Here is a 25,679-nt window from a genome sequence, read left to right as displayed (position 1 = left end):
ATTTTCATTGGTGAACAAGAGCAAGTTCGCGATACAGAAAATCATTTCTCGAAAAAATGAGAATCCTAAAGCATCCTCACCTATATCATATTAAAGACTCCCGGAACGGTTCCGAGGGCACAAAAATAGCACGCTTCGTATCAGCGTGCTTACTTCTGGGTGGGATCGACAGGATCACTTTTTATTTTTCGCCCAATATGAAGCGTATTTCAGAAAGCATCAAGCCTGCTGCTCATAAGCGGTATTAAGCTTGCTCGCCAGTTCGGGCAGCCACTCAGCCAGTGATAAAAAACGGCAGCCTGCCGAACGTGCCTTCGTTGTATCCATATACCATGACTCCGGAATGCCAAACGGGGACATATCCTTTTCATTGGTTTCAGCTGCGATCTTGGCCTTGCGGCCTGTAATTTCCTCAATAATGGAGATCATGTCACCTATCGCAACCGTACCGTCCGAGCACGCGTTTACAGGACCCGCCAAGCCGGATTGCCCCAGCCAATACAGGAAATCAGAAGCTTCGTCGGAACGGATGAATGAGATAAGCGCCTGCGGATTCGGAAGGCCGATCGGGATGCCCTGGCGGACGTGCTCGATATGAAAATGAAGCCTTCTCGTATAATCGTCCTCTCCCAATACAATGGGAAACCGGACCGCGCTCACGGGAAAAGCAGCCTCCTGCATGAACACGGCTTCTGCCAGCCTTTTGCCTTCCTGGTAGGAAAAATCGCCGGCGTCGCCATATTGCAGCGGATATGTATAAGGATCAAACATGCATTCAGTCAGCGCATGGGGATTGAAATCGTAAACAGACAGGCTGGAGGTCAGTATATATTTTTGCGCTCTGCCTGCGAAGATTTTGCTGGCGTCCAAAGCCTCGTTCGAGGAGAAGCATATATTATCATAGACAACATCCCACTCCCCTTTTCCCAAAGCGGCAGACAGACTGCCGGCATCCGTCCGGTCCGCTTCCAGGCGGGTGAGCCTGCTGCCGAAGGAATCCGGTGTACGCCCCCTTGTTATGATAGTCACTTCGCACTGTTCATCCTGCAGCAGACGTTCTACCAATCTTTTGCCGAAAAAACGGGTTCCGCCCAATACAAGTACCTTTGTCATCCCCTGCTTCCTCCTAATCTAACGGATATGCTCTCCCTGAAAATGGAACTGCTAGAGACAGTTTAACACTCTGCGGTACAATTGTCGTTCCCCTGTAAAACTTCCATGGCTCATGTTTCTTCAGTCTCCTTCTTTCTAATAAAATTGAAATCCTCAGGCGTATCTGCGTCGAGGAATACACGGGCAGGCATCGTAATCCTGATTCCCTGCGCGGAAGCGCTATTAATCAAAGCGCCTGCCCCCTGGTCCCCTTCCAGGGATTGCAGCCTCTCGAAGAAGCGGCTGGCCAGCAGCACAGGCGGTTTCGCTTTCCCCTGATCGGAGGCTGCGACATAATCCACCTGCCGGTTCGATGCAAAACGCTCCAGCAGTGTGTTGATATGCTCGCTCCTCACGAAAGGCTGATCAGCGAGCAGGATCACCGCTGCGTCGCTTCGGAAAGCTTCCGCAGCCCGGATGCCGCATCTGAGCGAGTGTGCGAGCCCTTGGTCTGCATCGGGACAAGCGATGTAACGGGTTTGCTCCGGCGCAGCCTGGACGCCATGAGCCGTTTGCAGCCATCTTGGCGGCTGCTCCGTTCGCCCGATGACCAGAATGGCGTCGAGCCGGGAATCCAGCGCTGCTTGCAGCACCCGGACAGCCAGGCTGCTTCCGTCCGCCAGCGGAAGGGCGAGCTTGTTACGTCCCATGCGCGTGCTGCGTCCGGCCGCGAGCACTATTCCGGCTGCGTTCATAGCTCGCCCCTCCTTCCTTCGACAGTCCTGGCTGCTTTCCCCGCCGTACGGCGATCAGCTCGGCCGCAATGCTGACGGCGATCTCTTCCGGCCCATCAGCGCCTATGGCGAGCCCGACCGGTGAATACAATGCCGCAGGCAGGGTCAGTCCCTGGGTCAGCCGTGCCGTGCGGTCTCTGGAGCCCATAATGCCGAGATAAGCGCAATCGCTGCCCTGCAGCAGACCGAGAAATTCCTTCTCCCGCTGGAATTGGTGACTCATCAGCAGGACATAATCACCACTATGGATATCCAGCAAGGCAAAGAATTCCTCCGGGAAGCCGTAGACGAGTTCCACCCCCGGAAACCGCTCCGCTGTCAGCAGCGCCTCCCGCCAGTCCGCAACCGTTACCCGGAATCCGGCTCTCTCAGCAAGACGGCATACCGGAATGGCATCTTCCCCGGCACCCACGACAACCAACCGTGGTTTTGGCTCATAAGCCCGGGAATACACCTCCGGCCAAGGCGAGTCCTTCCGCAGCTCTGCGACTTCGCCCGGATCATATTCCACAGGCGAGTCCTCCCCCAGCCCGGCTGCTTCGCCAAGCTCATATTCCGCCGTTCCGGAGTCCCAGTTATAACGTCGTGTAAGCATAACGCGCTCGGATTCAAGGAAGCGTATATGCATCTCATGCATCACCTGTTCCAGCTTTCCGGTTACAGGCTCCAGCACAATATGCAGCAAACCTCCGCAGCCGATATTTTCACCCCAGGAAAGGTCATCCTCCGGTCGCATGTCATAAGGGACACGTTCGATTTTTCCGGAGCGGAGCACTATGTCCGCCCATGCCAGCAGGTCGCTCTCCAGACATCCCGGACTGATGCTGCCCCAGATGGAGCCCTGCTCGCCCAGCAGCATCGAAGCCCCCTCTTTGCGGTAAGCATGCCCGTCGACGTATACGACGGTAGCCAGCACCTTGCGTTCCTTGCCGCTCACCGCCGCCGCACATAAGTCTGCCATTTCCATCGTATACTCCTCCTCCGCCTTGAGGCTAGCAATCCGTTATATGGTTTTCACCAGACGTGCGATCGATTTATCCGCTTCCTTTAACACAACGGAACGGTCCATCGTCATGACTTTGCGGTTTTCAAAAACAATGCTTCCGTCAACCATAACCGTATCCACATTGCTTCTGGTCGCGGAGTACACAATACGTGAATAAATATCCACGTCATAGGACGGGTACGTATGATAATCCTCCAGATCCAGCAGCACCATATCGGCCTTTTTGCCGATCTCCAGGCTGCCAATCTCGCTGCTCATGCCCAGCACCTCCGCTCCTCCCATTGTCGCCATACGCAGCACAGTGCGGGCGTTCATCGCCGTCGGTCCGTGCTGCACCTTTTGAATGAGCGCCGTCAGCCGCATTTCTTGAAACATGTCGAGATTATTATTGCAGGGAGCTCCGTCTGCCCCGATACCGACATGAATCTGACGGTTTAACAGATCCGGAATCTCGGCAATGCCTGACGCCAGCTTCAAATTAGAGCCTGGACAATGGGTGACCTTGACGCCCCGTTGGCGTATAATCTCCTTCTCCTCCTCACTGAGCCAGATGCAATGGGCTAAAATGAGCCTGGAATGCGCCAGCCCGATATGATCGAGGTAAACGATATTGCGCATGCCCCGCTCCGCTTCCACCAGCGCGATTTCCCCGCGGTTTTCCGAGGCGTGTGTGTGCACTCTGACATGATACTTGGCCGACAGGTCCCGCACCTGTTTCAAGAGCGATTCCGTACAAGACACTACAAAGCGAGGGCTGAACGCATACTGGATTCGACCTGTGCCGAAGCCGTTCCATTTCTCCAGCAGATCGACGCTGTCGCGGATGGAATCCTCCGTTTTCTCTCGCAGCGGTTCGGGAACCTCGTCACCGTGATCCATCATCACCTTGCCTGAAATGGCACGAATCCCGCTTTGAGCTATCGCCTGAAAAGCCGATTCCGTATGGTGTACAGTCTCCATATCGAGCACCGTTGTCGTTCCGCTGGCAAGCAGCTCCCCAATGCCCAGCAAAGCGGAATAGTAGACTGATTCCTCGTCGTGGGCCGCCTCGAGCGGCCAGATTCTTTTCCGCAGCCAGTCCATTAGCTCCATGTCATCCGCGCGTCCGCGAAACAGGGTTTGGCAGAGGTGAATATGCGTCTGTACAAAGCCTGGCAGCAAAACCTTTCCTTTCGCATCGATGACACGGTCGGCTTCCTGTCGAAGCTCTGTTCCGATCTCAGCGATCAGGCCGTTTTCAACATACAGGTCTCCGACAAAAACATCTTCATCCGCGTTCATGGAGACGATTTGCGCGCCTTTAATCAAAATACTTGCCATGCTGTTGTTCCCCCTTATAAATGTCTTCAGGAATGAGCGGCACGCATGACCGGCAGCTTGCTGGCCTGATTTCCATACAGCTGCAGCTTCCGGGCTGCTATAGATGGATCATATTCCTGGATCGACATGAAAATGATGGGCAGAGCTGAGCTGCCATGGAATCCCAATTTTATTTTTGCATACAAAAAAAACCGTGTCGACCCTAACGGGTGCACGGTTTTTGGCTGGCTTATCATAAGCTTGGCTTACTTCCGAGACAGAGCTTCATTCGAGAAATTCAATCTTTCATATTCAAGGACTATCAGGCTTTTGGCTGAATCATTTTTGCCGGATCAACATATTGGTCAAACTGCTCTTCGGTTAACAATCCGGTCTTGAGAGCGGCTTCTTTCAGTGACAGGCCCTCTGCGTGCGCAAGTTTCGCGATCTTGGCCGCATTCTCATATCCGATGTAAGGATTCAGTGCGGTGACAAGCATGAGAGAGTTGTGCAGGTTATGCTCGATTTTCGCCATATTCGGCTCGATGCCAACCGCGCAATTATCATTAAAGGCAACGATGGAATCGGCCAGCAGATGCACGGATTGCAGGAAATTGTAAATGATGACAGGCTTGAACACATTCAGCTCAAAATTGCCCTGGCTGGCCGCAAAGCCGATCGCTGCATCATTGCCCATTACTTGGGTAACGACCATCGTCAACGCTTCACTTTGAGTAGGGTTAACTTTGCCTGGCATAATGGAGCTTCCCGGTTCATTGGCCGGTATCGTGATTTCGCCAAGGCCGCTGCGCGGTCCACTCGCGAGCCAGCGCACATCGTTGGCGATTTTCATCAGGTCGGCCGCCAATGCCTTCACGGCCCCATGAACCGCTACGACTTCATCATGGCTGGTAAGCGCATGAAACTTGTTCGGCGCCGAAGTGAACGTTTTGCCTGTGAAACCGGAAATCTCGGCGGATGTCTTGGCTCCGAACTCGGGATGGGCGTTAATTCCGGTGCCCACAGCCGTTCCGCCAATGGCCAGCTCCTTCATATATTCAACCGTATCCGTGATCATGCGGGCGCTCTTGTCCAGCATCGCTTCCCACCCGCTGATCTCCTGGCCGAGGGTTAACGGAGTGGCGTCCTGCAGGTGCGTACGGCCGATTTTGATGATGTCCTTGAACTGCTCCGACTTGCTGCGGAATGTCTCTTTCAGCTTGGTTATGGCAGGCAGCAGATGGTCCTCAACCGCAAGCACACCTGCAACGTGCAGGGCCGTCGGGAACGTATCGTTGGAACTTTGCGACATATTCACATCGTCATTCGGGTGCAGGCGCTCTTCCTTCCCTTGCTGCTCAAGCCACTGGTTGCCAAGATGCGCAATGACCTCGTTCACGTTCATATTCGACTGCGTGCCGCTTCCGGTCTGCCATACAACCAGTGGAAAATGATCATTCAGCTTGCCGGTCAAAATTTCATCCGCAGCATATACGATCGCGTCCTTCTTGTCTGCCGACAGCTTGCCCAGCTGGTTGTTGCTGATCGCCGCGCTCTTCTTGAGCACCGCAAACGCATAAATGACCTCTATAGGCATTTTTTCATTGCCGATTGGGAAGTTCTCCTTGCTGCGCTGGGTTTGGGCACCCCAAAGACGGTCCGCGGGAACTTTGATTTCACCAATGGTATCTTTTTCAATCCGGTATTCCACTGCAATTCCTCCCTCATCGTATGTACTGCATGTTCTCACAAAATTTATGACTTCCTGTCACATTATACCGCATATACGATCAATCTTCACCGTTTTTTGCAAGCGCTTTTTCAGGCATCCTCATCAAGCATCGCCGGAATGTTGATTTCCTTCACACAGGATGCCCTGGAGAGATGAATTACACATTTAACCAGTGAAACGATATCCGACAAAGGAATTTGTGTGCCTTGATACGCTGACCAAACTTTCTCAGCCCCGTCTTCATAAGGGACCTGGGTCGCAATTTCTCCAGGATTGATAACGGTTACCCCGATACCGTACTTCTTGACATGCTCCCTTAAAGAATTGCCGATACCACGCAGTCCAAACTTCGAGGCCGTAAATGAAACCTGGGTGAAATGATTGTTCTCAAGCCCGGCGGTCGAACCGATCAAGATGATTTTGGCGTTATCCGATTTTTTCAGATTGGGCAGCAGCTTCTGGATACAAGTAATGGCGGAAACAACATTGACATTTAGGATATTGGCGATTTCGGCGGGATCATCCTGCTCAAAATTATAGTTTTCCCTGAAGCCCTTGCTCTCCCATATCCCCACGTTATATATAAGTACATCTAAAGCAGTGTCCTTGAATGTATCGGCAATCTCATGGCTCGCCTCGGCCGACGCCAGATCCGCTTTGATCCAATATCTGTTTACTTCATCATTGAGCTGCAGCGTCTCAGGACGGCTTCTGGAAACGATCCATACATGGTCTCCCGCCTCAGGCAATCCTTTGACGAAAGCTTCCCCCAGCCCTTTACTGGCTCCAAAGATTATAAAATTCCTCATGATATCTCCCCTCCGGCAACATTCATTCCAGTTGTTCTTCCCCCTTTAGCTTACCAAAAATCCCCACGACCCTGCCAGATGAAGGGCAATATGTAAATGGGCTGCCCCAAACCAAGTGCACACGGTTCGGGACAGCCCATTGCTCACATTCAGCCAAGCGGGTGAATTTCCGGATATTGAGCCTGCCACACAGCCTTGTCTACAGTTCTTTCCACATCCTGTGCCTGCAGCCCGTTTGGAGCCACGCCTTCTTTTACCGCAGCCTGCCCGACCGCAATGGCCACATGGCGGGACAAAGAGCGCAGCTCATGCACACCCGGCAGCAGGGGGTCCTCCAGCTTGTTATGCGTAATCTTGCTTGCCACAGCCTCGGCGGCGGCGGTCAGCATGTTGTCTGTTACCCGCGATGCTTTAACGGCGATGGTCCCGAGACCGATTCCCGGATAGACCAGCGCGTTATTCGCCTGTCCGATTTTATAAGTTTTCCCCTTGTATTCCACATCCGCAAAAGGACTCCCCGTTACGATCAGCGCTTTGCCATCCGTCCATTCCAGCAAATCATCAGGCTTGGCCTCAGACTTTTCCGTCGGGTTGGACAGGGGCATAATGACAGGCGTTTTTGTGCCCTTGGCCATCTCTCTTACCGCTTCTTCCGTGAAAGCTCCACCGACGGTAGAGGCTCCGATCAGCATGGTCGGCTGAACACGGCGGATAACTTCCACAAGTGAGATCCCTTCTTTGCTGCCTCTTCCTTCCCAGCCCTCAACTTCTTCGGGACGGCGCGCATAAGGTTTCTGTACCTTGGTAATCCCCTCGGCACCCTGCATCACCAGACCATAGCGGTCAATGCACCAAAAGCGGGCTGCCGCATCCGCAGCGCTCATTCCGCTTCGCTTCATAGCTTGCCGGATTTGATCCGCAATTCCAATGCCCGCCGTACCCGCGCCGAAGATAACGATCTTCTGCTCCTGCAGCGGCACTCCCGAGGCTTTCACACCTGAAAGCACAGCTGCCAGCGTGATGGCGCCCGTTCCCTGCATATCATCGTTAAAGGTGCAGAGCCGGTTTTTGTATTTTTCAAGGAGGCGTCTTGCATTCTGTCCCCCAAAGTCTTCCCAATGCAGAAGCACACCGGGATAAATCCGTTCAACGGCTGAAACAAACATTTCAATAAAACGATCATACGCCTTACCGGTAACCCGTTCATGACGGTTGCCCAGATACAGCGGGTCCTCAAGCAACTGCTTGTTGTTGGTGCCGACATCCAGAACAACAGGCAGTATACGCCGTGGATAAATACCTGCAGCGACAGAATACACTGTTTTTTTGCCAATCGTAATATTGATCCCGCCAACACCCCAGTCACCAATGCCGAGAATCCGTTCGCCGTCGGAAACGACAATAATATCGATATCGTCCTTGGTAAAACCGCTGTTGCGGAAGGATACCTCAATGTCGTCAGGCTTGTCGATGGATAAGTAAATCCCTTGAGGAGTCCGGAATTCATGGCTGAAGTGCTGTATGGCAAGCGCAATGGTCGGCGTGTAGATGACCGGCAGCATTTCTTCCACATGCTCAGTTACGACACGGTAAAAGAGGGTTTCATTCCGGTTCTGCAGCGCCGTTAAATACACCTGCTTCGCTTCATCGTTCGGCTGCCGCCGGTATTGCTCATAAATTCTGTCCGCCTGCGACTGCGGACTGATGACGGTAGGTGGCAGCAGTCCGGTAAGCCCCAATGCTTTCCGCTCCTCCTCGCTGAATGCGGTCCCTTTATTCAAACGGGGATGAGACAGCAGCCCTCTCCCGTGCGCATCGGTTTCAAAAATTCGTCCATTGTCTTTGATCCGTACAACAGGGTGTTTGGAAGTCATTTCGATCACGGATGGATACCGCCCTTTCATGCTGTCATTTCATTGCATTATTCTCACCCCGGCGGCGGTATTTCATCCTTTTTTAGTCATAAGCCAAAAACAAACCCCGCCATCGGAGATCAGAGCGGGGTTTGCATAATCTTATTGCGGGTAAATACAGTACAGACTGGCGCTTTGCTCGAACCGTTCGCCTGGCAGCAGTTGGATCAAGCCAGCTTCCTCCGGCTCAATGCTGTGCAAGTTAGGAGCGTTGACCCGGTTCATTTGCGGTTCAGGGCAGATGAATGAACGGCTTGCTTTGTTGTTCCAGATCATCCAATGCTTATAGGAAGTCCCCACATCATACACTAGCTTGACCCCTGTCCGGAGATCTGTAAGCTCCATATAATTGCGGCCGTTTTGCGGAACAGCCGTGTAATGGTTGTCCATAGCCGCAAAATACGGGTTAACACCTTTCGTCTTCATGGCCTGCTCTTCTTCAGACAATGGCTGCAGCCTGCCTGTTGGCAAGGAACGTTCATTCAGTTCAATACGGTCGCCGATGGTTACCTTGATCCGGTAATCGTCAGGCGTGCTGTCCGCAGCAAAGGGTGCGTTGATGGCGGTATGGAACGCAAACAGATTAGGCATCGCTTCTGTTCCCTCATTCACAATGGAATACTGCTGGTGCAGGCCTGTGCTGTTCAGGCTGTAACGCAAATAGACCGTGAATTGGAAAGGCAGGTAGCGGTACATCGGATGCTGCTGATCCACCTTTTGGCTGATTAATACATAGCTTTCCACATCGGTCGTGCCGGAGGCGACGACATTCCACGGCACATTATGCAAAAAGCCGTGTAAATGGTTATGTGTCGCTTGCTCATTGATCGGCAGCTCGTACACGGTTCCTTTCCAAGGGAATTTGCCGTCCTCGTAACGGTTTGGCGGAAAAAGAAAAGGAATTCCGTATACCGAAGGATTGGCGGTAAAATCACCTACTGCATTTTCTTCCGGCTCCCGCAAAAAGCGGTATCCTCGCTCCGTATCCCGGAATGCCACCAGATTTCCGCCATATTCCGGAATCAGCACAGCCGCGTACCTTCCAAACTTCAACCAAATCGCGTCCAATCCATGAAACGGCTCTTTATAAACAGCGTGATCGTTAGACATGTAGAACCTCCTAATATGTATGTTTCCTGTTTCATAAGCTTGTGAAAGCGGTAATATGCTTTTCGGCAAGACTATACCACGCTCTGTGCAAAAATTCCATATAAGAAAAACGGCTATCGTTTCGCCAAAAAGAAAACGGCCTCCCGGCCGCTTGGTTCAGACATATTTTCCTTCCTTCGGTACCGCCATTTCCTCAAAACGCTCTGTCAGCTGCTGCAGCTGGCGCTCCAACTCGGCCCCCTTCATGACAGGACCGTGCCCTGTTACAGCAGCAGCGGGGCGATGCTCCGCAAGCAGCTCGACCGAGCGCTTGGCGGCGTGCCAATCGGTGGTGAAATAAGCCGGCGGCCCATGGATCTCGCTTTCCTGCTGTACGACTGCCAGTGCCGATTCCTGTTTTACACTGATAATGGCATCCCCCGAAATGAGCATCCGATCCGCCTGCCGGATGAGGGATACATGGCCCGGTGTATGTCCAGGAGTATGCAGCCACTTCCACTCAGGCGCTCCCGGTACGGTTCCGTCGGCAGGGAGCGGTTCGATGCGATCGTCCAGATCGATGGCTTCATTCGGATACAGGAAGGATATTCCTGCCAGAAGTCCGCCGCCCACGGAAGGATCTGCGAGCAAATAATCCTCCCGCCCCGTAAGAAAAGGAAGCTCCAGCGGGTGCGCGTAAACGGGAGAGCCCCAATGCTGGATCAGGCCGATTACTGTACCTACATGGTCAAAATGACCGTGTGTCAGAATGATTGCCGACGGCGGCCCCGGGTATCTGGCTTCGGCAGCCGAGATAATGGAGTCTTGAAATCCGGGCATACCGGTATCCACCAATACCCAGCCGCGGCGGCCCGGCTCACCTATAAACACCGTATTTACAAATAATGTTCGCAGCTTCAGAATATCGGGCGCAGCCTCTTCCGTTGCTGTCAATCCATCGAAGATCAGGGAATCTGCCATATGCAAGGAACCTCCAGTATACACGGAAATATCTCAGTTAAACGCCTATAAGTGCGTGTTCAAAAAGTCAGGTTTTCAGCACCAAGAAGGTTGAATGAAGATAGGGACTGAGGAGCGGAGCGTACTTAGGGTACGTGAGCACCGGAAGGCCCGGCTGAATTCAAGATTCGATGTCGAGTCCGCTTCCTGACTTCCTTCGTGATCAAAAGATGACTTTTTGAACTACCTCTAGCAGTGTTCCCGTATCCTTGTCATCATATGATGTCAAGTTTGAAGATAGTCCACCAATCTGCCTGCCCAGCAAAAGCCTTCTTTATTCCTGTAGAGACGCCTGAGCCGCTTCCAGCAGCAGATCGAACAGATCGTCGTCTTCCTCCAGCCTCGCGTCAACAGCCAGCATTTCTTCCTCACTGCGCGGTCCTTCCGAAAAATGGAGGCTGTAATCCCATTCCTTTCCTTTTTTGCTAAAGAGCACAATCTCGTACGAGGACTGATTGCCTTTGAGCGTAAACACAACCTTGCCCAAGTAGGCGCCATCCTCTCCCCTTTTCATCTCTGCCTGTTTAATTTGAACCTCCTGTGCCAATTCAGTCATGCCAATCATCTCCTCTATGTAAAAATGTTCAGTTTCTCCGGCAGCCTGTCCGTCAACCAAGCCAAGGTGATTTGTGAACCTTATCGTCCCATTGTACAATAGAAAAGATACATACGATACGATAAGTGTATCATCCTGTTAAAATGGAGGAATGAACATGTCAGACTTTCAGCAAAAGCTGCAAAAATATGCCGAGCTGGCCGTCCGCATCGGAGTCAATGTACAGCAGGGCCAGACGCTTGTTGTCCATGCGCCGATCTCGGCGGCCGAATTCGTCCGGCTTATCGTGAAGGAAGCATACACTGCCGGATCCAACCTGGTCAAAGTAAATTGGAGTGACGAGACCGTTACTCGCCTTCAGTACGAAATGGCGCCGGATGAAACGTTCGAGATTGCGCCGAAATGGTATGCCGCGGAAATGACCGAGCTGGTCGAAAACGGTGCTGCCGTGCTGCATGTGCTTGCAGAAGACCCCGATCTGCTGGCAGGGATTCCATCCAGCCGCATTCAGGCGGCGCAACGCGTCCGCGCCACCGCTTTGGCACAATACCGCGCCTATCAGCAGGCGGACAAGTTCAGCTGGTCTATTGTTGCCGTTCCATCCGCCGCATGGGCTGCCAAGGTATTCCCGGATGCTTCGCCCGCAGAGCAGGTCGACAAGCTTTGGGATGCCATTTTCAATACTGTGCGCCTGAACGAAGCTGATCCGGTGGCCGCCTGGAATGAACATTTACAAACCCTGCAATCCAAATCGGATGTGTTGAACAGCAAGAACTACCACAAACTGCATTATACCGCTCCCGGTACCGACCTGACCATCGAGCTGCCTGAAGGACATATTTGGGCTCAAGGGGACAGCATTAACGCGCAGGGCCACACTTACGTGGCCAACATGCCGACAGAGGAAGTATTTACGGCCCCTCTCAAAACAGGAGTCGACGGCAAGGTGCACAGCACCAAACCGCTCAGCTACGGCGGTAACATTATCGACAATTTCACCCTTACCTTTGAGAATGGCCGCATCGTGGACGCTCAGGCCGAAACCGGCCTGGAGACGCTGCAGCATCTGATTGAAATGGATGAGGGTGCCCATTATCTTGGAGAAGTTGCTCTCGTCCCGCATCACTCTCCAATCTCGGAAAGCAACATATTGTTTTACAATACGCTGTTTGATGAAAATGCATCCAACCATCTTGCGATCGGCAGCGCTTATGCCTTTTGTTTGAAGGGTGGCAAGGATATGACGCAGGAGCAGCTGGGCGAGCACGGCCTGAACCGCAGTCTGACCCACGTCGATTTCATGATCGGTTCCGCTGACATGGACATCGACGGCATCACTTATGACGGCAGACGTGAGCCTATATTCCGCAAGGGCAACTGGGCGTTTTGACTTAACAATTTAAAATGACACACCAAAAAGGAGTATCCTGCTTCCATTCTCATCCGGAAGCAAGATACTCCTTTTCTGCAGGGGCAAATTATGCCCCCGCTTCCTCAATAACAATCTCTTCTTTCATAAGCCGGACACGTGAGATCCGTTTGTTCTCCGTCTCTTCGATGACAAGCAGGAAGCCGTTATGGGCAACGGATTGCCCCGGCTGGGGCGGAATGACCTCAATTTGCGAGTACATCCACCCTCCGACCGTATCGAAATCTTCGCTGCTCAGCTCGAGACCGAAACGGTCGTTGAACTCATCAATCAGCATCATGCCGTCGATGGAGAATTCCTCTTCGCCAATATGCTCCAGCACCGGCCGCTCCTGGTCAAATTCGTCCTGAATTTCACCCACGATCTCTTCCATAATGTCTTCAAGGGTAACGAGGCCGGAAGTCCCGCCATATTCGTCAATCAGGATCGCAATTTGCGTTTTGCTGCGCTGCATCTTTTTCAGCAAATCGCTAATCTGTGTAGACTCGGGAACTGCGAGAATCGGCCTGATCATCGTCCGGGTGTCCAACGTGTCCCCCCGCAGCAGATCCTTAATATGAATGAACCCGATAATATGATCCTTGTCTTCCCCGCAGATGGGGTAGCGGGTCCGCATGCTGTCCAGAGCGATGGCCAGGTTCTCTTCCGTCGAAAAATGACTGTACAAGCAGATCATTTCCGTTCGCGGAATCATAATCTCACGCGCCGTAGTTGTCGCAAAATCAAATATATTATCAACAAGCGCCAATTCTGTGTTATCAATTAGTCCGCTTTTATTGCTTTCCTTCATCAGTATGCGGATTTCCTCTTCCGTATGTGCGGATCCGTCGTGTTCGGATACCGGCTCGACCCGGAATAACCGCAGCAGTCGGTTGGCCAGACCATTCAGTACCCAGATAAATGGATACATGATCTTATAAAACCATGTCATCAAGAAGGCCGAATATAATGTAATCTTTTCTGAATTGCGGATGGCGATTGTTTTAGGTGCCAATTCACCAAGCACAATATGAAGAATGGTAATCAGAATAAAAGCAATGACAACAGCGGTTCCGTGTACATAAACGGGTCCAAGACCCGCGGACGCAAACAGCGGCTCAATCAGGCCGGCAATGGCGGGTTCCCCGATCCATCCCAATCCCAGAGAAGCCAGGGTGATGCCGAGCTGACAAGCAGATAAATAAGCGTCCAGATTATGAATCATTTGCGAGGCATAAGCGGCCTTCTTGTCGCCGGTATCCAGCAGCATCTCAATCCGGCTGCCTCTGACCTTGACCATGGCAAACTCGGCGGATACAAAAAAGCCGTTAAGCAGCACCAAAAAGATGACTGCCACCAAATTCAAAATTATGGGTAAAGGATCACTACTCAATAAATTTTCCTATCCGTCCTGGCAATAGACAGACAGGAGCACCTCCTTCGATTGGTTTGTACTGTACTGCGATTAAATCCAGGATTCAGCTTCAACTTCCCAATGGGCTCACTCCTCTTCACATAAGTAAATTCTTATATTACATTATATAGTTATAGACTACACAACGAAATAGCCGACTATGACTGCAAACACGGAAGATAACCCGATTTTTTGCAGATTTTAGCTGATATCCGGTATTTTGAGGCCGAAAAGCCCGATTTTGGCCCCAAACGACAGTTAACCCTCTGCCCAGCAGAGGGTTCGTACATCATATGTGAGGAAAAACGATTTATCTCGACGTTGTCGGAGGGTTGCCAATTACGCCCGGATACTGATAGGCAAGCGGCTCGTTAAAGGTCGCATAGTCAAGATTCACCATCAACAGCACAATCCGCATGCCTGACGGGTCACTGATAATAATGTGATCGCGGCCAGCGGCTTCCAGTCTGCCTTTAAAAATTTTGGCGTTCCATTCCTTGTTGTTTTCATAAGTCATGTAGAACGTGCCTGTTTTTCCAAGGTTCAGGCGCAAAATATTCTCGATGTAGGACTGTTCAAACTGCGGCGCCTGTACGACGGTTCCCGTCGGGGTAATCATGCTTCCGCTGTTGACCGGCGGCGGAACCATGCCTTGACCAGTCACATTCATGCCCACGTTTGTTCCCATCGGCATCACCCCGCCTTTGGGCATCATCTGCACAGGTCCGACATTGGATGCAAACCTGTGTGGCTCCGGGTAACCTCCCTCATAAGCATATGACGGATAAAATTGAGACATCATTAATTATCCTCCCTGAATGTGTTCTTACTTCCCCAAAAGTGCGTGTTCAAAAAGTCAGGTTTTCAGCACCGAAGCCTATGCTTCCGAAGTGCGTTTTTTCAAAACGCTTGAGTTGAATGAAGATAGGGACTGAGGAGCGGAGCGTACTTGGGGTACGTGAGCACCTGAAATGTTTCCGCAGGAAACATACTTCGGAAGCATCCGCTTAGGCCCGGCTGAATTCAAGATTCGATGTCGAGTCCGCTTCCTGACTTCCTTCGTGATCAAAAGATGACTTTTTGAACAACATCTAATAGACTGCAGGACAGTCGGTCGATGACGGGTTATAGAAGCAATGGGCTTTAAAACGGCCTGCGTTGCTTTGGTTATACCATGTTCCTGGACAACCCCCTGTAGGTCTGAAAAACCACAAGGAGTTGGAAGCCGGCCAAATTTTTTCTCCGTTGATTACCCGCCGGGCAAGCCGGGTATCCCGTTCACGTGCTCTTTGGTAAAAATAACCCTTAACGGTTGCTTCAAAACCGCCAGGCCTCTGAAAAACCATCTGCTTCATCAGCCGGATATCCCTGAAATCAAGGCAGTTGCCGAGTATGCGGTTCACGCCGACATTGCCAACCATCAGCATTCCCTGCTCTCCTTCACCCTCGGCTTCCGCTCTCATTAGCCGGCCCAGCAGCTTAACGTCCTCCGAATTTGCTCTGATAACAGCCACCCAATTCCCTCCTTGACTTCCCGATTCGATACTATATCGTATTGTGCATCCGCCTATTAGGTGACTTGTTCGGCAACAAAAAAATACCTTTCCAAAACATTCGTTCCGGAAAGGTATTTTTCGCAGCCCTCGGCTCAGGGAATATAGATCATCTTGCGTGTCATTCCGCCGTCAATCACCAGATTTTCGCCTGTAATGAAATCATTGCCGGGATCCGTTAAATACAGGCAGGCTCTGGCAATGTCCTCGGGTCTTCCCACACGTCCTGAAGGATGCTGGCTGTGATCCTCAGGGCGAAGCTGCTCATAATCCCCTGTCTCAATCCAGCCCGGACTGATGCAGTTGACCCGAATGCCATCATGTCCGAGTGAAACGGCCAGCGCATGGGTCAGTGCGGTAATCGCACCTTTGGAAGCGGCATAAGCTTCCGTGTCGGGCTCGGACATGGTAGCACGGGTGGAAGCGATGTTAACGATAGAACCGCCCTCTGCATTGTTTTTCATCACCTTCGCCGCCTCTCGGCTGGCCAGAAAGCAGCTGCGCGCATTCGTGTTCATCACATCGTCCCATTCGGCGGCTGTCAGCTCATAGGGAGATTTCCAGACACCTTTACCCGCATTGTTGATGAGTATATGTATGGTGCCGTACTGCTCCTTGGCAGTATGAACCAGTCTGAGAATATCCTCCTCGCTGCGCATATCGCATGCAACAAACACGGCTTCATGTCCCTCGCTGCGCAAAACCGCCGCTGCCGCTGCCCCTTTTTCCGCATCCTGGTCGGCAAGCACGACACGGGCTCCTTCACCCGCGTACGCGGCAGCGACCGTGCGGCCGATCCCCTGGGCTGCCCCCGTAACGATGACAATCTGCTCTTCAAACCTCATATCCATTTTCCTCCTTAAGGGATTTATCCCAGTATAACAACTCCTTTCTATTATATGAAACCGTCCAGGCAGTTGCAGAAACACAAATGGGGAATGGGCCGCGCTTTCCTGCTGTACTCACCCGGACACCATGCCATTCGAGCCCATGGAATGAGGACGATGGTCGCGCTCAAACCCGATATATCTGGTGCCCTGGAAGGTCAGCCTGCCCGAATCCCCCTCCGAGCACATTCCGTACTGTTCCCCGTTCACTTTAAATTCCAGTCTGTCCCCGCTCTCTACTTCAAAAGTTATATAATAAAGTGTCTTCGTAGCAGGGGATGCATCATCAAGCTGCCTTTGCTGTATATACATACGTCTGGAGGCAATGCGGGAGCTTACCGTCAGAACTGGCTCCGCCCGGTTCCGCTTCCAGCCCAAAATTTCCTTCCCGGCCGACAAAATGATAATCCCAAGTATCATGACAAAAAAGACAGGAAAGACGGTTCCCATCAAATCAAACATCCATAGTGATTCGAACCCCACAGAATGATCCCCCTTTACGAAGTAGAGAGCTGTTTCTTCCATTCCCCATTATATGCCCAAGCAGCAAATACTTGACCACGCCGGCCGCATACTTTGTACCGAACACAGCAAAAGCCTCTCCGAAACAGCATTCGGGAGGCTTCAGCCGGCTTTGTATTGAAATTGGGGAATACAGCAGCTCATACGATAACCCCTTAAGCGTGAACCTGCCGCAGGTACCATTGAGTTTCATCGATTTCTTCTTCCATCCGGTTTTGTTCAGCATAATATTCAGCACAGCGTCTGCAATCATCCTCGGTCGTACATTCGCTTGCATCAGTACAGGTGTAACAGAATTGAAGAAGGTATGCGGTCATGTTCAGCTCGCCGTTCGGATTTGCTTTCATGGGGATCACTCCTCGGGTTCTTTATGTACCAAGTATAACAACTGAAGCTTCATATATTTGTGATTAATTTCACATATTAAACAAAAACTTAAGCTCTAAAAATTGAAAAACAAGCAGACGGTCATTACCGCTTGCTTGTCCTTCATGTCTGCTTATAAAACTCTCCAGGTTCTGCCGCCGTCCGTCGTCTGCATCAGCAGCGATTTGCGGTCCTCCGCTTTTTCAATCAATAGCCAACCTACTCTGGATGAGGCAAATCTGATTTTTACTGGCTCAGGATACTTGGCCAGCATGTCCGACAAAATCTTGTTAGGCTCATAACGTATCCAGGAACGGCCTCCGTCCGCCGTATGATGAACCGCTCCGTCCAGCAGAATCCAGCCTTCCCTACTGTTCAGAAAAGTTGGGACGGCAGCGCTCTCCGGATGCTCGGGCACCGCCAATGGCATGAAGGAAAAGTCCCAATTCAAACCGCCATTCGCAGTGAAAAAGCCGCTGTACCGTGTTTTCCCTGTTGTAGAGCATTTTAGCGGCAGCCAGCCGGAAAGATCGATCGCATCCGCAAACTGCGGCTTGCTGCCGGCATCTGCACTGCACGCCGCAGGCGTGTCCAGATCAGAGGAGGAGGACCAGGTCTTTCCTTCATCCTTCGTCACGTACAGGGCAGGCGATCCTTCGAAATTCAAAGTGACTATCCCTTCCCCGCTTTGCTTAAAGCGCATTCCGGTCACCTTGCCGGTCAGAGGGAGCCGAGGGAGTCGGCTGTCTTCTGCCAAATCACCGGAATTCTGCATATACACAGCCCAGGTTGCGCCGCTGTCCTTCGTGTGATACAAAATTTTCTGCTCTTTGGTCTCGTTGGCAGTGCCGGCCGCCATAATCCATCCGCTAGACGGGTTCGTAAAGAACAAGGCGCTTACCGTTCCGCCGCTTGGCAATGCAGTGAGATTCCAGGTGGCCCCCCCATTATTCGTACGCAGCACGATCGTTGAAGTCCGGTCCCAGGTTTGGCGTACAATCCACCCGTGGTTTGCATCCGTAAACCAAATTTCCTTACCGTATTCCAGCTCGCCGGGAAAAGGAATATTCTCGGATGGAGAGATATTCGTCCACGTTTCTCCCTGGTCATGGGTATAGTAGATACGCAGAGCATTGCGCGTCACGCCCCAGGCAATGCCGCTGGTGCTGTCAAACAAATGAAAATCCGTCAATCTTGTCTGAATTTGATATTTGGTCGTATCTTCCCCTGTCTTGGCCGGTACAGCCGGTACGACAGTAATCGTCTGTCCATCTTCAACATCCTGCGCATCCGTCATCGCTGGCTCGTCCTTTTCTTCAGCCGGCTCGGACGTGCAGGAGATCAGCATCATGCTGGTCAGCAGGAGCCCGGCAAGCGGCCTGCACCAACGCATTTTCATTTCATAAGTCCCTCCAGTTGCCGCCGGTTTTAAATCTACGAACACAAGATTGGTCTTCCTGAATCTACAATTATATCATATCAGGCACGCAATCTCATCCGCCGGACTTGTGCACAGGATGCTGCGTGGATTGGCCTAGCTATGCTTTCGTGGTGATCAGCTTGATCCCAAGAAGCACGAAAATAGCGGATGCGCCGCAGGCCAGCCATTCATTAAACCGCTCGCTGCGCAGCAGCCTGCGGTGAAATACCCCGGCAAAATACCCGAACAATCCGAAGATGATGGCGGTAAGCACCATAAACACAACGCCGAGCACAATCATTTGCAGCGGTACATATCCATATCCGTAATTGACAAACTGGGGCAGAAAAGCAAGAAAGAAAATGGCAACCTTCGGATTCAGAACATTCATGGTCATTCCTTTGAGAAGCAGCCTGAAGCCCTGCTGATTGGAAGCGCCTGACAAGACACTCCGATCCTTGCGGTGAATGAAAGATTGATAGGCCAGATAAAAGAGATAACATGCCCCGGCTATTTTAAATACAGTAAAAGCCGTCGCCGACGTCTGTACAATAATCGACAGGCCCAAAGCCGCTGCCAGCGTATGTACCGTATTGCCGAGACTAAGGCCAATGGTCGTCATGACCCCTGCCTTGCGTCCGTTTGTTATGCCCTGCGTAACCGTAAAAATCAGGTCAGGACCCGGAACCAGAATCAATAATATCGACGCGCCAATAAAGAGCATCATGGCAGATAATGAGAACAACGGGTTTCCTCCTTTAAAACATATCAAATTAGTCTGTCAGAAACGAATAAAAGCAAGCATTCTACATTCCTAAGAAGGGTAATTATACTAAGGAATGCAAACCGGAAAAAGGAGCTGATGAAGCATGAAGCCGTATAAAAGAAGCCGTGTGGCCATTATCGGCATGGGAGCCGTAGGCACAACAACCGGATATACTCTGCTGCTGCGCCAACGCATGTCTGAGCTCGTATTTATCGATAGCAACGAGAAAAAGGCCAAAGGCGAGATGCTGGACATGAATCACGGGCTTCCTTTCCTGGGAGGTGTCAAAGTGTGGGCCGGCACCTATGAGGACTGCAAAGAAGCCGACATCATCATTATCACCGCAGGCGCTTCCCAGAAGCCGGGAGAAACCCGTATAGATCTGCTGAAAAAAAACGCTGCAATCTTTGAAGAAATTATAGACAAGATTGTCAAGATCAATGACCATGGCATTATGCTGATTGCGACCAACCCGGTGGATATTCTGTCGTATATATCATGGAAACGGAGCGGCTGGCCGCATAGCCGTGTGATCGGCTCCGGCACCCTGCTGGACAGCGCAAGATTCCGGTATCTTATCGGATTGTACAAGAGCATCGATCCCCGCAGCATTCATGCCCATATTATCGGAGAACACGGCGACTCCGAGCTTCCGGTCTGGAGCCTTGCCAATGTAGCCGGGACACCGCTTGTGATGCCTGAGGAGGACAAAACGGATATTTTCAACAGCACCAAAAATGCCGCATATGAAATTATCGACGCCAAAGGAGCAACTTCCTATGCGATTGGCCTCGCATTGGACCGTGTTGTAGCCGCCATACTCGGCGATGAAGGAGCTGTATTAAATGTATCCACCCTTCTGACCGGTTATAACGGAGTAAGCGATGTGTATCTGGGTGTGCCGTGCATTGTCGACCATTCGGGCGTTCGCGAACTGCTGGACCTTCCTTTGAATCAGGAGGAAAGAGAAGCTTTCCACCGGTCGGCGGATAAGCTGAAATCCGAGATCGTCAAGCTCAACATCTGAATGGAACAAAACTGGCCCGGACGGCAAATGGTGTACGGGCCAATCAGCTTTTTACATGACCTCCGCTTCCTCTTCCCTCTTCTGCAGCAGCCGCTCAGCCACTTCCGCAAACGACTCCGGCTGCAGCAGCTCGACCGGGGAAAAGCCTTTGTCAAACGTAAAGGAATCCCCCTCAATAATGAGCGCATACCGGTCATGCAGCTTCGCAATATGCAGTTTGCCGCCGAAGTCGGACAGCAGGCCGCGCACGGTCGTATCGTCAAGCTTGAAGCGGATTTCAATCTCCGGCTTGAGTTCCACAATGCGCTGGGCCGCCTCGACAACCTGAACAGGCTCCCATTTTTCCTGCAAATCACGCTTCTCGCTGGACGCCCACAGCTCCAGGTCACGTTCCTCCTGCTGCCGCTCCTCGCTCTCCGCATCCGGCCACTTCGTCTCGACGTAGTCCTGCACAAAGCTCATGACATGCTCATTCACAATCTCCGGCATGGACTGTTCATAGGTCACGAATTTCAGAAAGTCCTCGAAGTAACGGGCATGGGAGGACTGATGAATCTTGAGCTCCCACTCATCCACCATGCCCTCTTCTAACATATAAGGATACATAATAGATTTCATGTTACGGGCGGAAATGGCCATTTCCACCTCACTGATGAGGCTGCTTTCGGAAATACGCGCAATTTTCGGTTCAAAATCGCATTTCAGCACAAAAATAAACGGATCGTCCGAATGGGTGTTCATGACGGCCTGCACGACGATCAGTGCCCCGCCCCGTACAGCACTTGTATCGAGATACATACGGACCAGATCATCACAGGCATTTTTAAAATCTTCCTTGTCCCCTGCCGCGCGCAGGCGGGCAAACATGTTAAAGTTCGGGTTACTGCTCAAATCATGCTCAGGCTCTACGATAAAGCGGCCGATTTTGGTCGGTGCCTGCTCCGTGCTCGGATTTTTCTCGACCTTGCGTTTGCTGATCCGCGCGAATTCTCCGTCAAGGAATTTCTTGACATCGCTCTCTTCGTAATCATAATCGTCCATCGTGGCGTAATGCTTGTATGTTTTGCCGCCCTGGCCGTCCTTGCCGTCAACCTGGATAACAAAAAAAGATAGAAATTCAACTGTAAAGTTCATAGCGTCAACTAAGCTCCTTTTTCAGGCATGTACCGCGTAATTATATCACCCGCCGGGAAAAAGGAACAGCGTTCAAAGTAGCATCGTTGCCGCTTAATTCAAAGTCCATATCACGGTCCTGTCGATTCCGTCCGGACGGATCGGGCCTTCTCAGCAGCTTTAGGCAATGTGGCGAAAGAGTGAATGATCATGCCCCCGACGACAAGGACCAGACCGGCCCAGCCTGTTATTCCGGGCAAAGGCGCAGATAGTACAATCACCTCCGCGATCAGGGCAAAGACTACTTCCAGCGATTGCGTCGCTTCCACACCGGCCAGCCGCTGCGGATTGCTGCGGACCATTTGAGTTGCCTGGAAAAAAAGCACCGTGGCCGCCACACCGGAGAAAACAGCTACGAGCAGCGAATGATACAACTGGCTACCGCTTGGAGGTCCGGAGGTAATCCATGCATACAGGGACAGCAGCAGCCAGAACGGCAGGCTGCACAATGTCATGGCCAGCACACGCTGGGGAGCATCAAGCCGTCCGCCGCTGATTTGCATCAGCTTTCGGTTCCCTGCAGGGTATGCGGCACAGGCAACGATAATCGGCAGCACACCCAATAGCAATTCACGACCGGTAATGCTTGCTGCATGACCTGCCTGAACAATGACGACACCCAATAAGATGATCAGAGATGTGCATAAAGCCGCAACGGGAATAGAGGATTTATAGGCAGCAGCCAGCCCCTGCTTCTTCCAGTTTTCCTCAAGAACAGGTGCAATCAGCAGCCCGAAGACGATCGTAAGCTGCCATGTGGCCGCCAGCCACCCGGGGCCATATACGGAAGCAAAGCAAATAGGGGCATAGAATAACACGAAGCCGATAAAGCTCCACAGTATCCATGCTCCGGGGTTGCTTCTGATTTCTCTGAGAACGGGCGCAACCCCGCCGCGCAAGGCCACAAGCCCAAGCAGCAGCGGAAGCATCATCTCATAGCGCAATGAAGCGCTCCAGGCCCAGCTTCCTCCCTCCAGATTCATGATCCGGTTCAGAATAAAGGTAAATGCAAAGAAAAAAGCGGATAAAATCCCGATCCACAGCGGCTTCATTCGTTATCCTCCTTGTGTCCGGACAGCAGCACCCCGAGCGTTAACCAATTCTGTTCGGTCAGCTCCGCTGCCTTCTGCGCATTACCCTCCCTGGCCGCTGAAATAATCTCTTGATGATCTTCCACCGAATGAAAGCCGTCTACAGAGGAAAACTTCGCCAGCGAGATGCGCCGCACTTTCGGGAGAATCCGGTTCAGCGCATCCTTCAGCTCCGGATTGGCTGCCACTTCAATAAAAATGGAGTGAAACCGTGTATCCTCCTCCAATGCCGCTGCGGCGTCCTGCTGCTGTAAAGCCGTGAGCAGCCTTTCATTGGCAGCCTCCAGACGCTCAAGATGCTCTTGGCCCAGATGCTTGCAGCCCAATCTGGCGGCAAGCCCGAACAACGAAGCCACTACGACGAAAGCATGGGCCGCATCCTCCTCACGCAATGGCGCTACTTTGGTTACCGATCCCGGAAAGGACTGAATCAGCCCCTCATCCTCCAGCCGCTTCAGCGCTTCACGTACAGGAGTCCGGCTGACGCCGAAGGAATCGGCCAGCTTGGCGTCATGAATCCGCTCCTCCGGAGCAAGCTCAAGCGAGACGATGGATTCTTTTAACACCATATACACCTGATCTCTTAACGACATACGATTTACTTTAGCAATATGTAATTTATCCATAAAACCAATATATCGCATATTGATTTTTCCAACAAGATGAAAAGAACTTAATTTGGAAAGAAACAAGGATTTCTCACGCGAGGTTGAACTATGAAGTATAGCTTTATCGCTGCTACGATAATGTTCCATATATAAAAGCGCCGCGTACCTATCAGGGGTAGCGGCGCTTCTTCGTTCGTCTTTCCAATCATCTTGTATCACATCTTTAGTTTACATAATAATATTTATGAAACTTCATGAAGGGAGCTGCACATCCAACAGATTCATTGCCGTTTCTTTCTCCCGGTTGGTTACATGGGTATAAATGGTCGTTGTCTGAATCGACGAGTGCCCCAGCAGCTCTTGCACTGTTCTCAGGTCGGCCCCTTTGCGCAGGAGCATGGTGGCAAACGTATGTCGCAGCTTATGGCTGGAAAAAGGTATCCGCTGAACAGCACCTTTCTTCTTTTGGTACAGCTCGAACGTTTCATAGGCGATTTGCTGAATGGTGCGAATCGCCAGCCGCCGGCCTTTTTGCGAGACGAACAAGGCTTGTTCCTTGCTGCGCCATGGCTGAAGCCGGGTATTCACCGCCTCCTGCAAAACCCGGGCCACCTCGGCCGGAACTGGCAGGGTCCGCCATTTGCGTCCTTTGCCAAATACGCTCAGCTCCCGGCGTTCCGGATTAAAATCCCCTACATTAAGCGCATGAACTTCACCCACACGCAGCCCCATATACACCATCAGCAAAAATATGGCCTGATTACGGCTCGCATATTTCCCGGTTACAGATAATAGAAACGGCTGAATGTCATTTTCATCCAAATAGACGGGCGATCTGTTCTTTTCGGTCTTGGCCTTCTTGATGCCAGCCGCCGGGTTGTTCGTGCTCAGCTCGAATTCCTGCAAAGCCTTAAAGAAGCTGTTGACGGCCGCATGCTTCCGGTTGCGTGTGCTGTCCCCTGCACCGTTTTCTCTCGCTTGTGACAGATACGCCATGACTTGAATCTTTTTCACCTGCTGTAACGGTTTTTCATTTAATGAATGGAGAAACTGGTACACATCGCTTATATAATTTTTTTGCGTATGAGTTGTAAAGCCGCTGTCCTTCATCCATATCAGGAAGGCCTGCAGCTCTTCTTCATAGATTTCTTCGATGATGGAGTGGTCTGTTTTTGATTTCGGCAACGTTCTTCTCCCTTTCATCTATTGGAAACTGTTTCTACCCACACAGTGTATAAGAAGTCGGGATAATAATGCAAGTTTTTAGTTTACATAATTATAGTTATGTTTTTTGTGTCCGTAAGTATACATATCCGGAGCAAATAAGCAGCTCTGGTGACTCTGATTTTATCGGGTAAGTGATCTTCCTTAACAAATAAAATCGAAATAAACAAAAACAGCGTATAATTTATGTTATACGTAATTATTTGCTGTTGTTTTTCCTTGAAATTGGCGCGTACAATAAACAATTCAATAATGGTTATTTAAAATAGTTGCAATTATGTTGTATGCTGAGGTATAGAGTTTTTCAGCTCATTTCATATAGGAGGATCATAATGATTTATAGAAACGCTACTGTTGATGATATATCTGCTATAGTGGAATTACAAAAAAAATATCACATTACAACCATTAGTGAAAATGACAAACCCGATGGCTTCGTTACAACCTTATTTACAGAAGAACAGTTTACAGAATTAATTGAAAACGAAAATGGAATTACAATTGCATGTCATGGCAAGAAGATTGTTGCTTATGCAATGGCTGCCTCATGGAAGTATTGGGCTAAGTGGCCTCTTTTTCAATATATGATTGACGATTTGAAAGATACAGAATATAAAGGGATTACGCTTTCTACAGAAAACTCTTATCAGTATGGGCCAATTTGCATTGATATGGATTACCGCGGTACGGATGTACTCCGAAAGGTTTTTGATTTTTCCAGAATGCAAATGAGTAAAAAATATCCGATATTGATAACTTTTATAAACCACATCAATCAAAGATCATACGCTGCCCACACCAAAAAACTTGGTCTTGATGTGATTAAGAGCTTTGATTTCAACCATAATACTTACTATGAATTGGGGCGTTACACATCGGAATGATTGAATCATACCAAACCTCATGGAAA

Annotated in this window: 26 protein-coding genes; 3 read left to right on the top strand and 23 right to left on the bottom strand. The window is 51.0% G+C overall.

The window, feature by feature from the left end; all coding sequences use genetic code 11:
- Positions 1-219: 219 nt before the first annotated feature.
- The 11 genes from ACI1P2_RS16610 to ACI1P2_RS16560 all read right to left on the bottom strand — a co-directional run bounded on the left by ACI1P2_RS16610 (position 220) and on the right by ACI1P2_RS16560 (position 11,310).
- Positions 220-1,113, bottom strand: coding sequence for an NAD-dependent epimerase/dehydratase family protein (locus tag ACI1P2_RS16610; RefSeq protein WP_355320961.1), 894 nt, complete (start codon positions 1,111-1,113; stop codon positions 220-222).
- Between the two features lie 110 nt (positions 1,114-1,223).
- Positions 1,224-1,847, bottom strand: a complete 624-nt coding sequence (locus ACI1P2_RS16605; RefSeq protein WP_355320960.1) for a nucleotidyltransferase family protein — start codon at positions 1,845-1,847, stop codon at positions 1,224-1,226.
- Positions 1,792-2,853 carry an XdhC family protein gene (locus ACI1P2_RS16600; protein ID WP_355320959.1) on the bottom strand — a complete coding sequence of 354 codons (1,062 nt, stop codon included), beginning with the start codon at positions 2,851-2,853 and terminating at the stop codon, positions 1,792-1,794. The genes ACI1P2_RS16605 and ACI1P2_RS16600 overlap by 56 nt, the downstream gene beginning before the upstream one ends.
- 36 nt (positions 2,854-2,889) lie before the next feature.
- Entirely contained in the window at positions 2,890-4,212 is a 1,323-nt protein-coding gene (locus ACI1P2_RS16595; RefSeq protein WP_355320958.1) for a 5'-deoxyadenosine deaminase, read from the bottom strand.
- Positions 4,213-4,238: 26 nt separating this feature from the next.
- Complete coding sequence (locus tag ACI1P2_RS16590; RefSeq protein ID WP_408976251.1) at positions 4,239-4,397, bottom strand: hypothetical protein; 159 nt, start codon at positions 4,395-4,397, stop codon at positions 4,239-4,241.
- A gap of 116 nt (positions 4,398-4,513) precedes the next feature.
- A complete protein-coding gene (fumC, locus tag ACI1P2_RS16585) occupies positions 4,514-5,902 on the bottom strand; it encodes a class II fumarate hydratase (RefSeq protein ID WP_355320956.1) in 1,389 nt (462 codons plus the stop codon).
- A 110-nt stretch (positions 5,903-6,012) separates the two neighbouring features.
- On the bottom strand, positions 6,013-6,732 hold the full coding sequence (locus ACI1P2_RS16580; protein ID WP_355320955.1) for an SDR family NAD(P)-dependent oxidoreductase: 720 nt from the start codon (positions 6,730-6,732) through the stop codon (positions 6,013-6,015).
- A 149-nt stretch (positions 6,733-6,881) separates the two neighbouring features.
- Positions 6,882-8,606: an NAD-dependent malic enzyme gene (locus ACI1P2_RS16575; RefSeq protein ID WP_408976252.1), complete on the bottom strand. Its 1,725-nt coding sequence runs from the start codon at positions 8,604-8,606 to the stop codon at positions 6,882-6,884.
- 141 nt (positions 8,607-8,747) lie between these two features.
- Positions 8,748-9,755 carry an aldose 1-epimerase gene (locus ACI1P2_RS16570; RefSeq protein WP_355320953.1) on the bottom strand — a complete coding sequence of 336 codons (1,008 nt, stop codon included), beginning with the start codon at positions 9,753-9,755 and terminating at the stop codon, positions 8,748-8,750.
- Between the two features lie 156 nt (positions 9,756-9,911).
- Entirely contained in the window at positions 9,912-10,715 is an 804-nt protein-coding gene (locus tag ACI1P2_RS16565; RefSeq protein ID WP_355320952.1) for an MBL fold metallo-hydrolase, read from the bottom strand.
- A 313-nt stretch (positions 10,716-11,028) separates the two neighbouring features.
- Complete coding sequence (locus ACI1P2_RS16560) at positions 11,029-11,310, bottom strand: hypothetical protein (RefSeq protein WP_355320951.1); 282 nt, start codon at positions 11,308-11,310, stop codon at positions 11,029-11,031.
- 157 nt (positions 11,311-11,467) lie between these two features.
- On the opposite strand from ACI1P2_RS16560, the gene ACI1P2_RS16555 reads away from it, so the two are divergent.
- The gene (locus ACI1P2_RS16555; RefSeq protein WP_355320950.1) at positions 11,468-12,700 is read left to right on the top strand and encodes an aminopeptidase; all 1,233 of its coding nucleotides are present in this window, start codon (positions 11,468-11,470) and stop codon (positions 12,698-12,700) included.
- An 88-nt stretch (positions 12,701-12,788) separates the two neighbouring features.
- Here ACI1P2_RS16555 and ACI1P2_RS16550 read toward each other — a convergent pair whose 3' ends face one another.
- From ACI1P2_RS16550 to ACI1P2_RS16515, 8 genes are all read right to left on the bottom strand, one after another.
- Positions 12,789-14,087 (bottom strand): hemolysin family protein, encoded by a 1,299-nt coding sequence (locus tag ACI1P2_RS16550; RefSeq protein ID WP_355320999.1) that lies wholly within the window; start codon positions 14,085-14,087, stop codon positions 12,789-12,791.
- A gap of 355 nt (positions 14,088-14,442) precedes the next feature.
- Positions 14,443-14,934, bottom strand: a complete 492-nt coding sequence (gene gerQ, locus ACI1P2_RS16545) for a spore coat protein GerQ (RefSeq protein ID WP_355320949.1) — start codon at positions 14,932-14,934, stop codon at positions 14,443-14,445.
- Between the two features lie 289 nt (positions 14,935-15,223).
- Positions 15,224-15,646, bottom strand: a complete 423-nt coding sequence (locus ACI1P2_RS16540) for a cell wall hydrolase (protein WP_355320948.1) — start codon at positions 15,644-15,646, stop codon at positions 15,224-15,226.
- Between the two features lie 134 nt (positions 15,647-15,780).
- Positions 15,781-16,530 (bottom strand): SDR family NAD(P)-dependent oxidoreductase, encoded by a 750-nt coding sequence (locus tag ACI1P2_RS16535; protein ID WP_355320947.1) that lies wholly within the window; start codon positions 16,528-16,530, stop codon positions 15,781-15,783.
- Positions 16,531-16,647: 117 nt separating this feature from the next.
- The gene (locus ACI1P2_RS16530; RefSeq protein ID WP_355320946.1) at positions 16,648-17,055 is read right to left on the bottom strand and encodes a DUF2500 domain-containing protein; all 408 of its coding nucleotides are present in this window, start codon (positions 17,053-17,055) and stop codon (positions 16,648-16,650) included.
- 194 nt (positions 17,056-17,249) lie between these two features.
- Entirely contained in the window at positions 17,250-17,441 is a 192-nt protein-coding gene (locus ACI1P2_RS16525) for a hypothetical protein (RefSeq protein ID WP_355320945.1), read from the bottom strand.
- A gap of 152 nt (positions 17,442-17,593) precedes the next feature.
- The gene (locus ACI1P2_RS16520; RefSeq protein WP_355320944.1) at positions 17,594-18,859 is read right to left on the bottom strand and encodes a YCF48-related protein; all 1,266 of its coding nucleotides are present in this window, start codon (positions 18,857-18,859) and stop codon (positions 17,594-17,596) included.
- Between the two features lie 139 nt (positions 18,860-18,998).
- Positions 18,999-19,625 carry a LysE family translocator gene (locus ACI1P2_RS16515; RefSeq protein WP_355320943.1) on the bottom strand — a complete coding sequence of 209 codons (627 nt, stop codon included), beginning with the start codon at positions 19,623-19,625 and terminating at the stop codon, positions 18,999-19,001.
- Positions 19,626-19,749: 124 nt separating this feature from the next.
- Between ACI1P2_RS16515 and ACI1P2_RS16510 the strand changes: the two genes are divergently transcribed.
- On the top strand, positions 19,750-20,673 hold the full coding sequence (locus ACI1P2_RS16510; RefSeq protein ID WP_355320942.1) for an L-lactate dehydrogenase: 924 nt from the start codon (positions 19,750-19,752) through the stop codon (positions 20,671-20,673).
- 51 nt (positions 20,674-20,724) lie between these two features.
- Here the strand turns inward: ACI1P2_RS16510 and ACI1P2_RS16505 are convergent, their stop codons facing one another.
- The 4 genes from ACI1P2_RS16505 to ACI1P2_RS16490 all read right to left on the bottom strand — a co-directional run bounded on the left by ACI1P2_RS16505 (position 20,725) and on the right by ACI1P2_RS16490 (position 24,730).
- A complete protein-coding gene (locus tag ACI1P2_RS16505; RefSeq protein WP_355320941.1) occupies positions 20,725-21,807 on the bottom strand; it encodes a DUF3900 domain-containing protein in 1,083 nt (360 codons plus the stop codon).
- A gap of 110 nt (positions 21,808-21,917) precedes the next feature.
- On the bottom strand, positions 21,918-22,898 hold the full coding sequence (locus ACI1P2_RS16500; RefSeq protein WP_355320940.1) for a DMT family transporter: 981 nt from the start codon (positions 22,896-22,898) through the stop codon (positions 21,918-21,920).
- Entirely contained in the window at positions 22,895-23,563 is a 669-nt protein-coding gene (locus ACI1P2_RS16495) for a GntR family transcriptional regulator (RefSeq protein ID WP_355320939.1), read from the bottom strand. Before ACI1P2_RS16495 ends, ACI1P2_RS16500 begins: the two co-directional genes overlap by 4 nt.
- A gap of 234 nt (positions 23,564-23,797) precedes the next feature.
- Entirely contained in the window at positions 23,798-24,730 is a 933-nt protein-coding gene (locus ACI1P2_RS16490) for a tyrosine-type recombinase/integrase (RefSeq protein ID WP_355320938.1), read from the bottom strand.
- Between the two features lie 371 nt (positions 24,731-25,101).
- Between ACI1P2_RS16490 and ACI1P2_RS16485 the strand changes: the two genes are divergently transcribed.
- On the top strand, positions 25,102-25,653 hold the full coding sequence (locus ACI1P2_RS16485) for a GNAT family N-acetyltransferase (RefSeq protein ID WP_355320937.1): 552 nt from the start codon (positions 25,102-25,104) through the stop codon (positions 25,651-25,653).
- Positions 25,654-25,679 lie beyond the last annotated feature (26 nt).

The sequence above is a fragment of the Paenibacillus jiangxiensis genome, assembly GCF_046098255.1.
Taxonomy (GTDB): domain Bacteria; phylum Bacillota; class Bacilli; order Paenibacillales; family Paenibacillaceae; genus Paenibacillus; species Paenibacillus jiagnxiensis.
The sequence above is the reverse complement of the archived record's forward strand: the minus strand, read 5'-3'. Positions and strand labels throughout refer to the sequence as shown.

Excerpts from the sequence above, each read along its gene's own strand:
- ACI1P2_RS16575 (WP_408976252.1), bottom strand. The coding sequence starts at position 8,606 with ATGACTTCCAAACACCCTGTTGTACGGATCAAAGACAATGGACGAATT.
- ACI1P2_RS16510 (WP_355320942.1), top strand. The coding sequence starts at position 19,750 with ATGAAGCCGTATAAAAGAAGCCGTGTGGCCATTATCGGCATGGGAGCC.
- ACI1P2_RS16560 (WP_355320951.1), bottom strand. The coding sequence starts at position 11,310 with ATGACTGAATTGGCACAGGAGGTTCAAATTAAACAGGCAGAGATGAAA.
- ACI1P2_RS16605 (WP_355320960.1), bottom strand. The coding sequence starts at position 1,847 with ATGAACGCAGCCGGAATAGTGCTCGCGGCCGGACGCAGCACGCGCATG.
- ACI1P2_RS16500 (WP_355320940.1), bottom strand. The coding sequence starts at position 22,898 with ATGAAGCCGCTGTGGATCGGGATTTTATCCGCTTTTTTCTTTGCATTT.
- ACI1P2_RS16535 (WP_355320947.1), bottom strand. The coding sequence starts at position 16,530 with ATGAGGTTTGAAGAGCAGATTGTCATCGTTACGGGGGCAGCCCAGGGG.
- ACI1P2_RS16570 (WP_355320953.1), bottom strand. The coding sequence starts at position 9,755 with ATGTCTAACGATCACGCTGTTTATAAAGAGCCGTTTCATGGATTGGAC.
- ACI1P2_RS16520 (WP_355320944.1), bottom strand. The coding sequence starts at position 18,859 with ATGAAAATGCGTTGGTGCAGGCCGCTTGCCGGGCTCCTGCTGACCAGC.
- ACI1P2_RS16595 (WP_355320958.1), bottom strand. The coding sequence starts at position 4,212 with ATGGCAAGTATTTTGATTAAAGGCGCGCAAATCGTCTCCATGAACGCG.
- ACI1P2_RS16600 (WP_355320959.1), bottom strand. The coding sequence starts at position 2,853 with ATGGAAATGGCAGACTTATGTGCGGCGGCGGTGAGCGGCAAGGAACGC.
- ACI1P2_RS16580 (WP_355320955.1), bottom strand. The coding sequence starts at position 6,732 with ATGAGGAATTTTATAATCTTTGGAGCCAGTAAAGGGCTGGGGGAAGCT.
- ACI1P2_RS16485 (WP_355320937.1), top strand. The coding sequence starts at position 25,102 with ATGATTTATAGAAACGCTACTGTTGATGATATATCTGCTATAGTGGAA.
- ACI1P2_RS16495 (WP_355320939.1), bottom strand. The coding sequence starts at position 23,563 with ATGGATAAATTACATATTGCTAAAGTAAATCGTATGTCGTTAAGAGAT.
- ACI1P2_RS16555 (WP_355320950.1), top strand. The coding sequence starts at position 11,468 with ATGTCAGACTTTCAGCAAAAGCTGCAAAAATATGCCGAGCTGGCCGTC.
- ACI1P2_RS16565 (WP_355320952.1), bottom strand. The coding sequence starts at position 10,715 with ATGGCAGATTCCCTGATCTTCGATGGATTGACAGCAACGGAAGAGGCT.
- gerQ (WP_355320949.1), bottom strand. The coding sequence starts at position 14,934 with ATGATGTCTCAATTTTATCCGTCATATGCTTATGAGGGAGGTTACCCG.
- ACI1P2_RS16525 (WP_355320945.1), bottom strand. The coding sequence starts at position 17,441 with ATGAAAGCAAATCCGAACGGCGAGCTGAACATGACCGCATACCTTCTT.
- ACI1P2_RS16505 (WP_355320941.1), bottom strand. The coding sequence starts at position 21,807 with ATGAACTTTACAGTTGAATTTCTATCTTTTTTTGTTATCCAGGTTGAC.
- ACI1P2_RS16610 (WP_355320961.1), bottom strand. The coding sequence starts at position 1,113 with ATGACAAAGGTACTTGTATTGGGCGGAACCCGTTTTTTCGGCAAAAGA.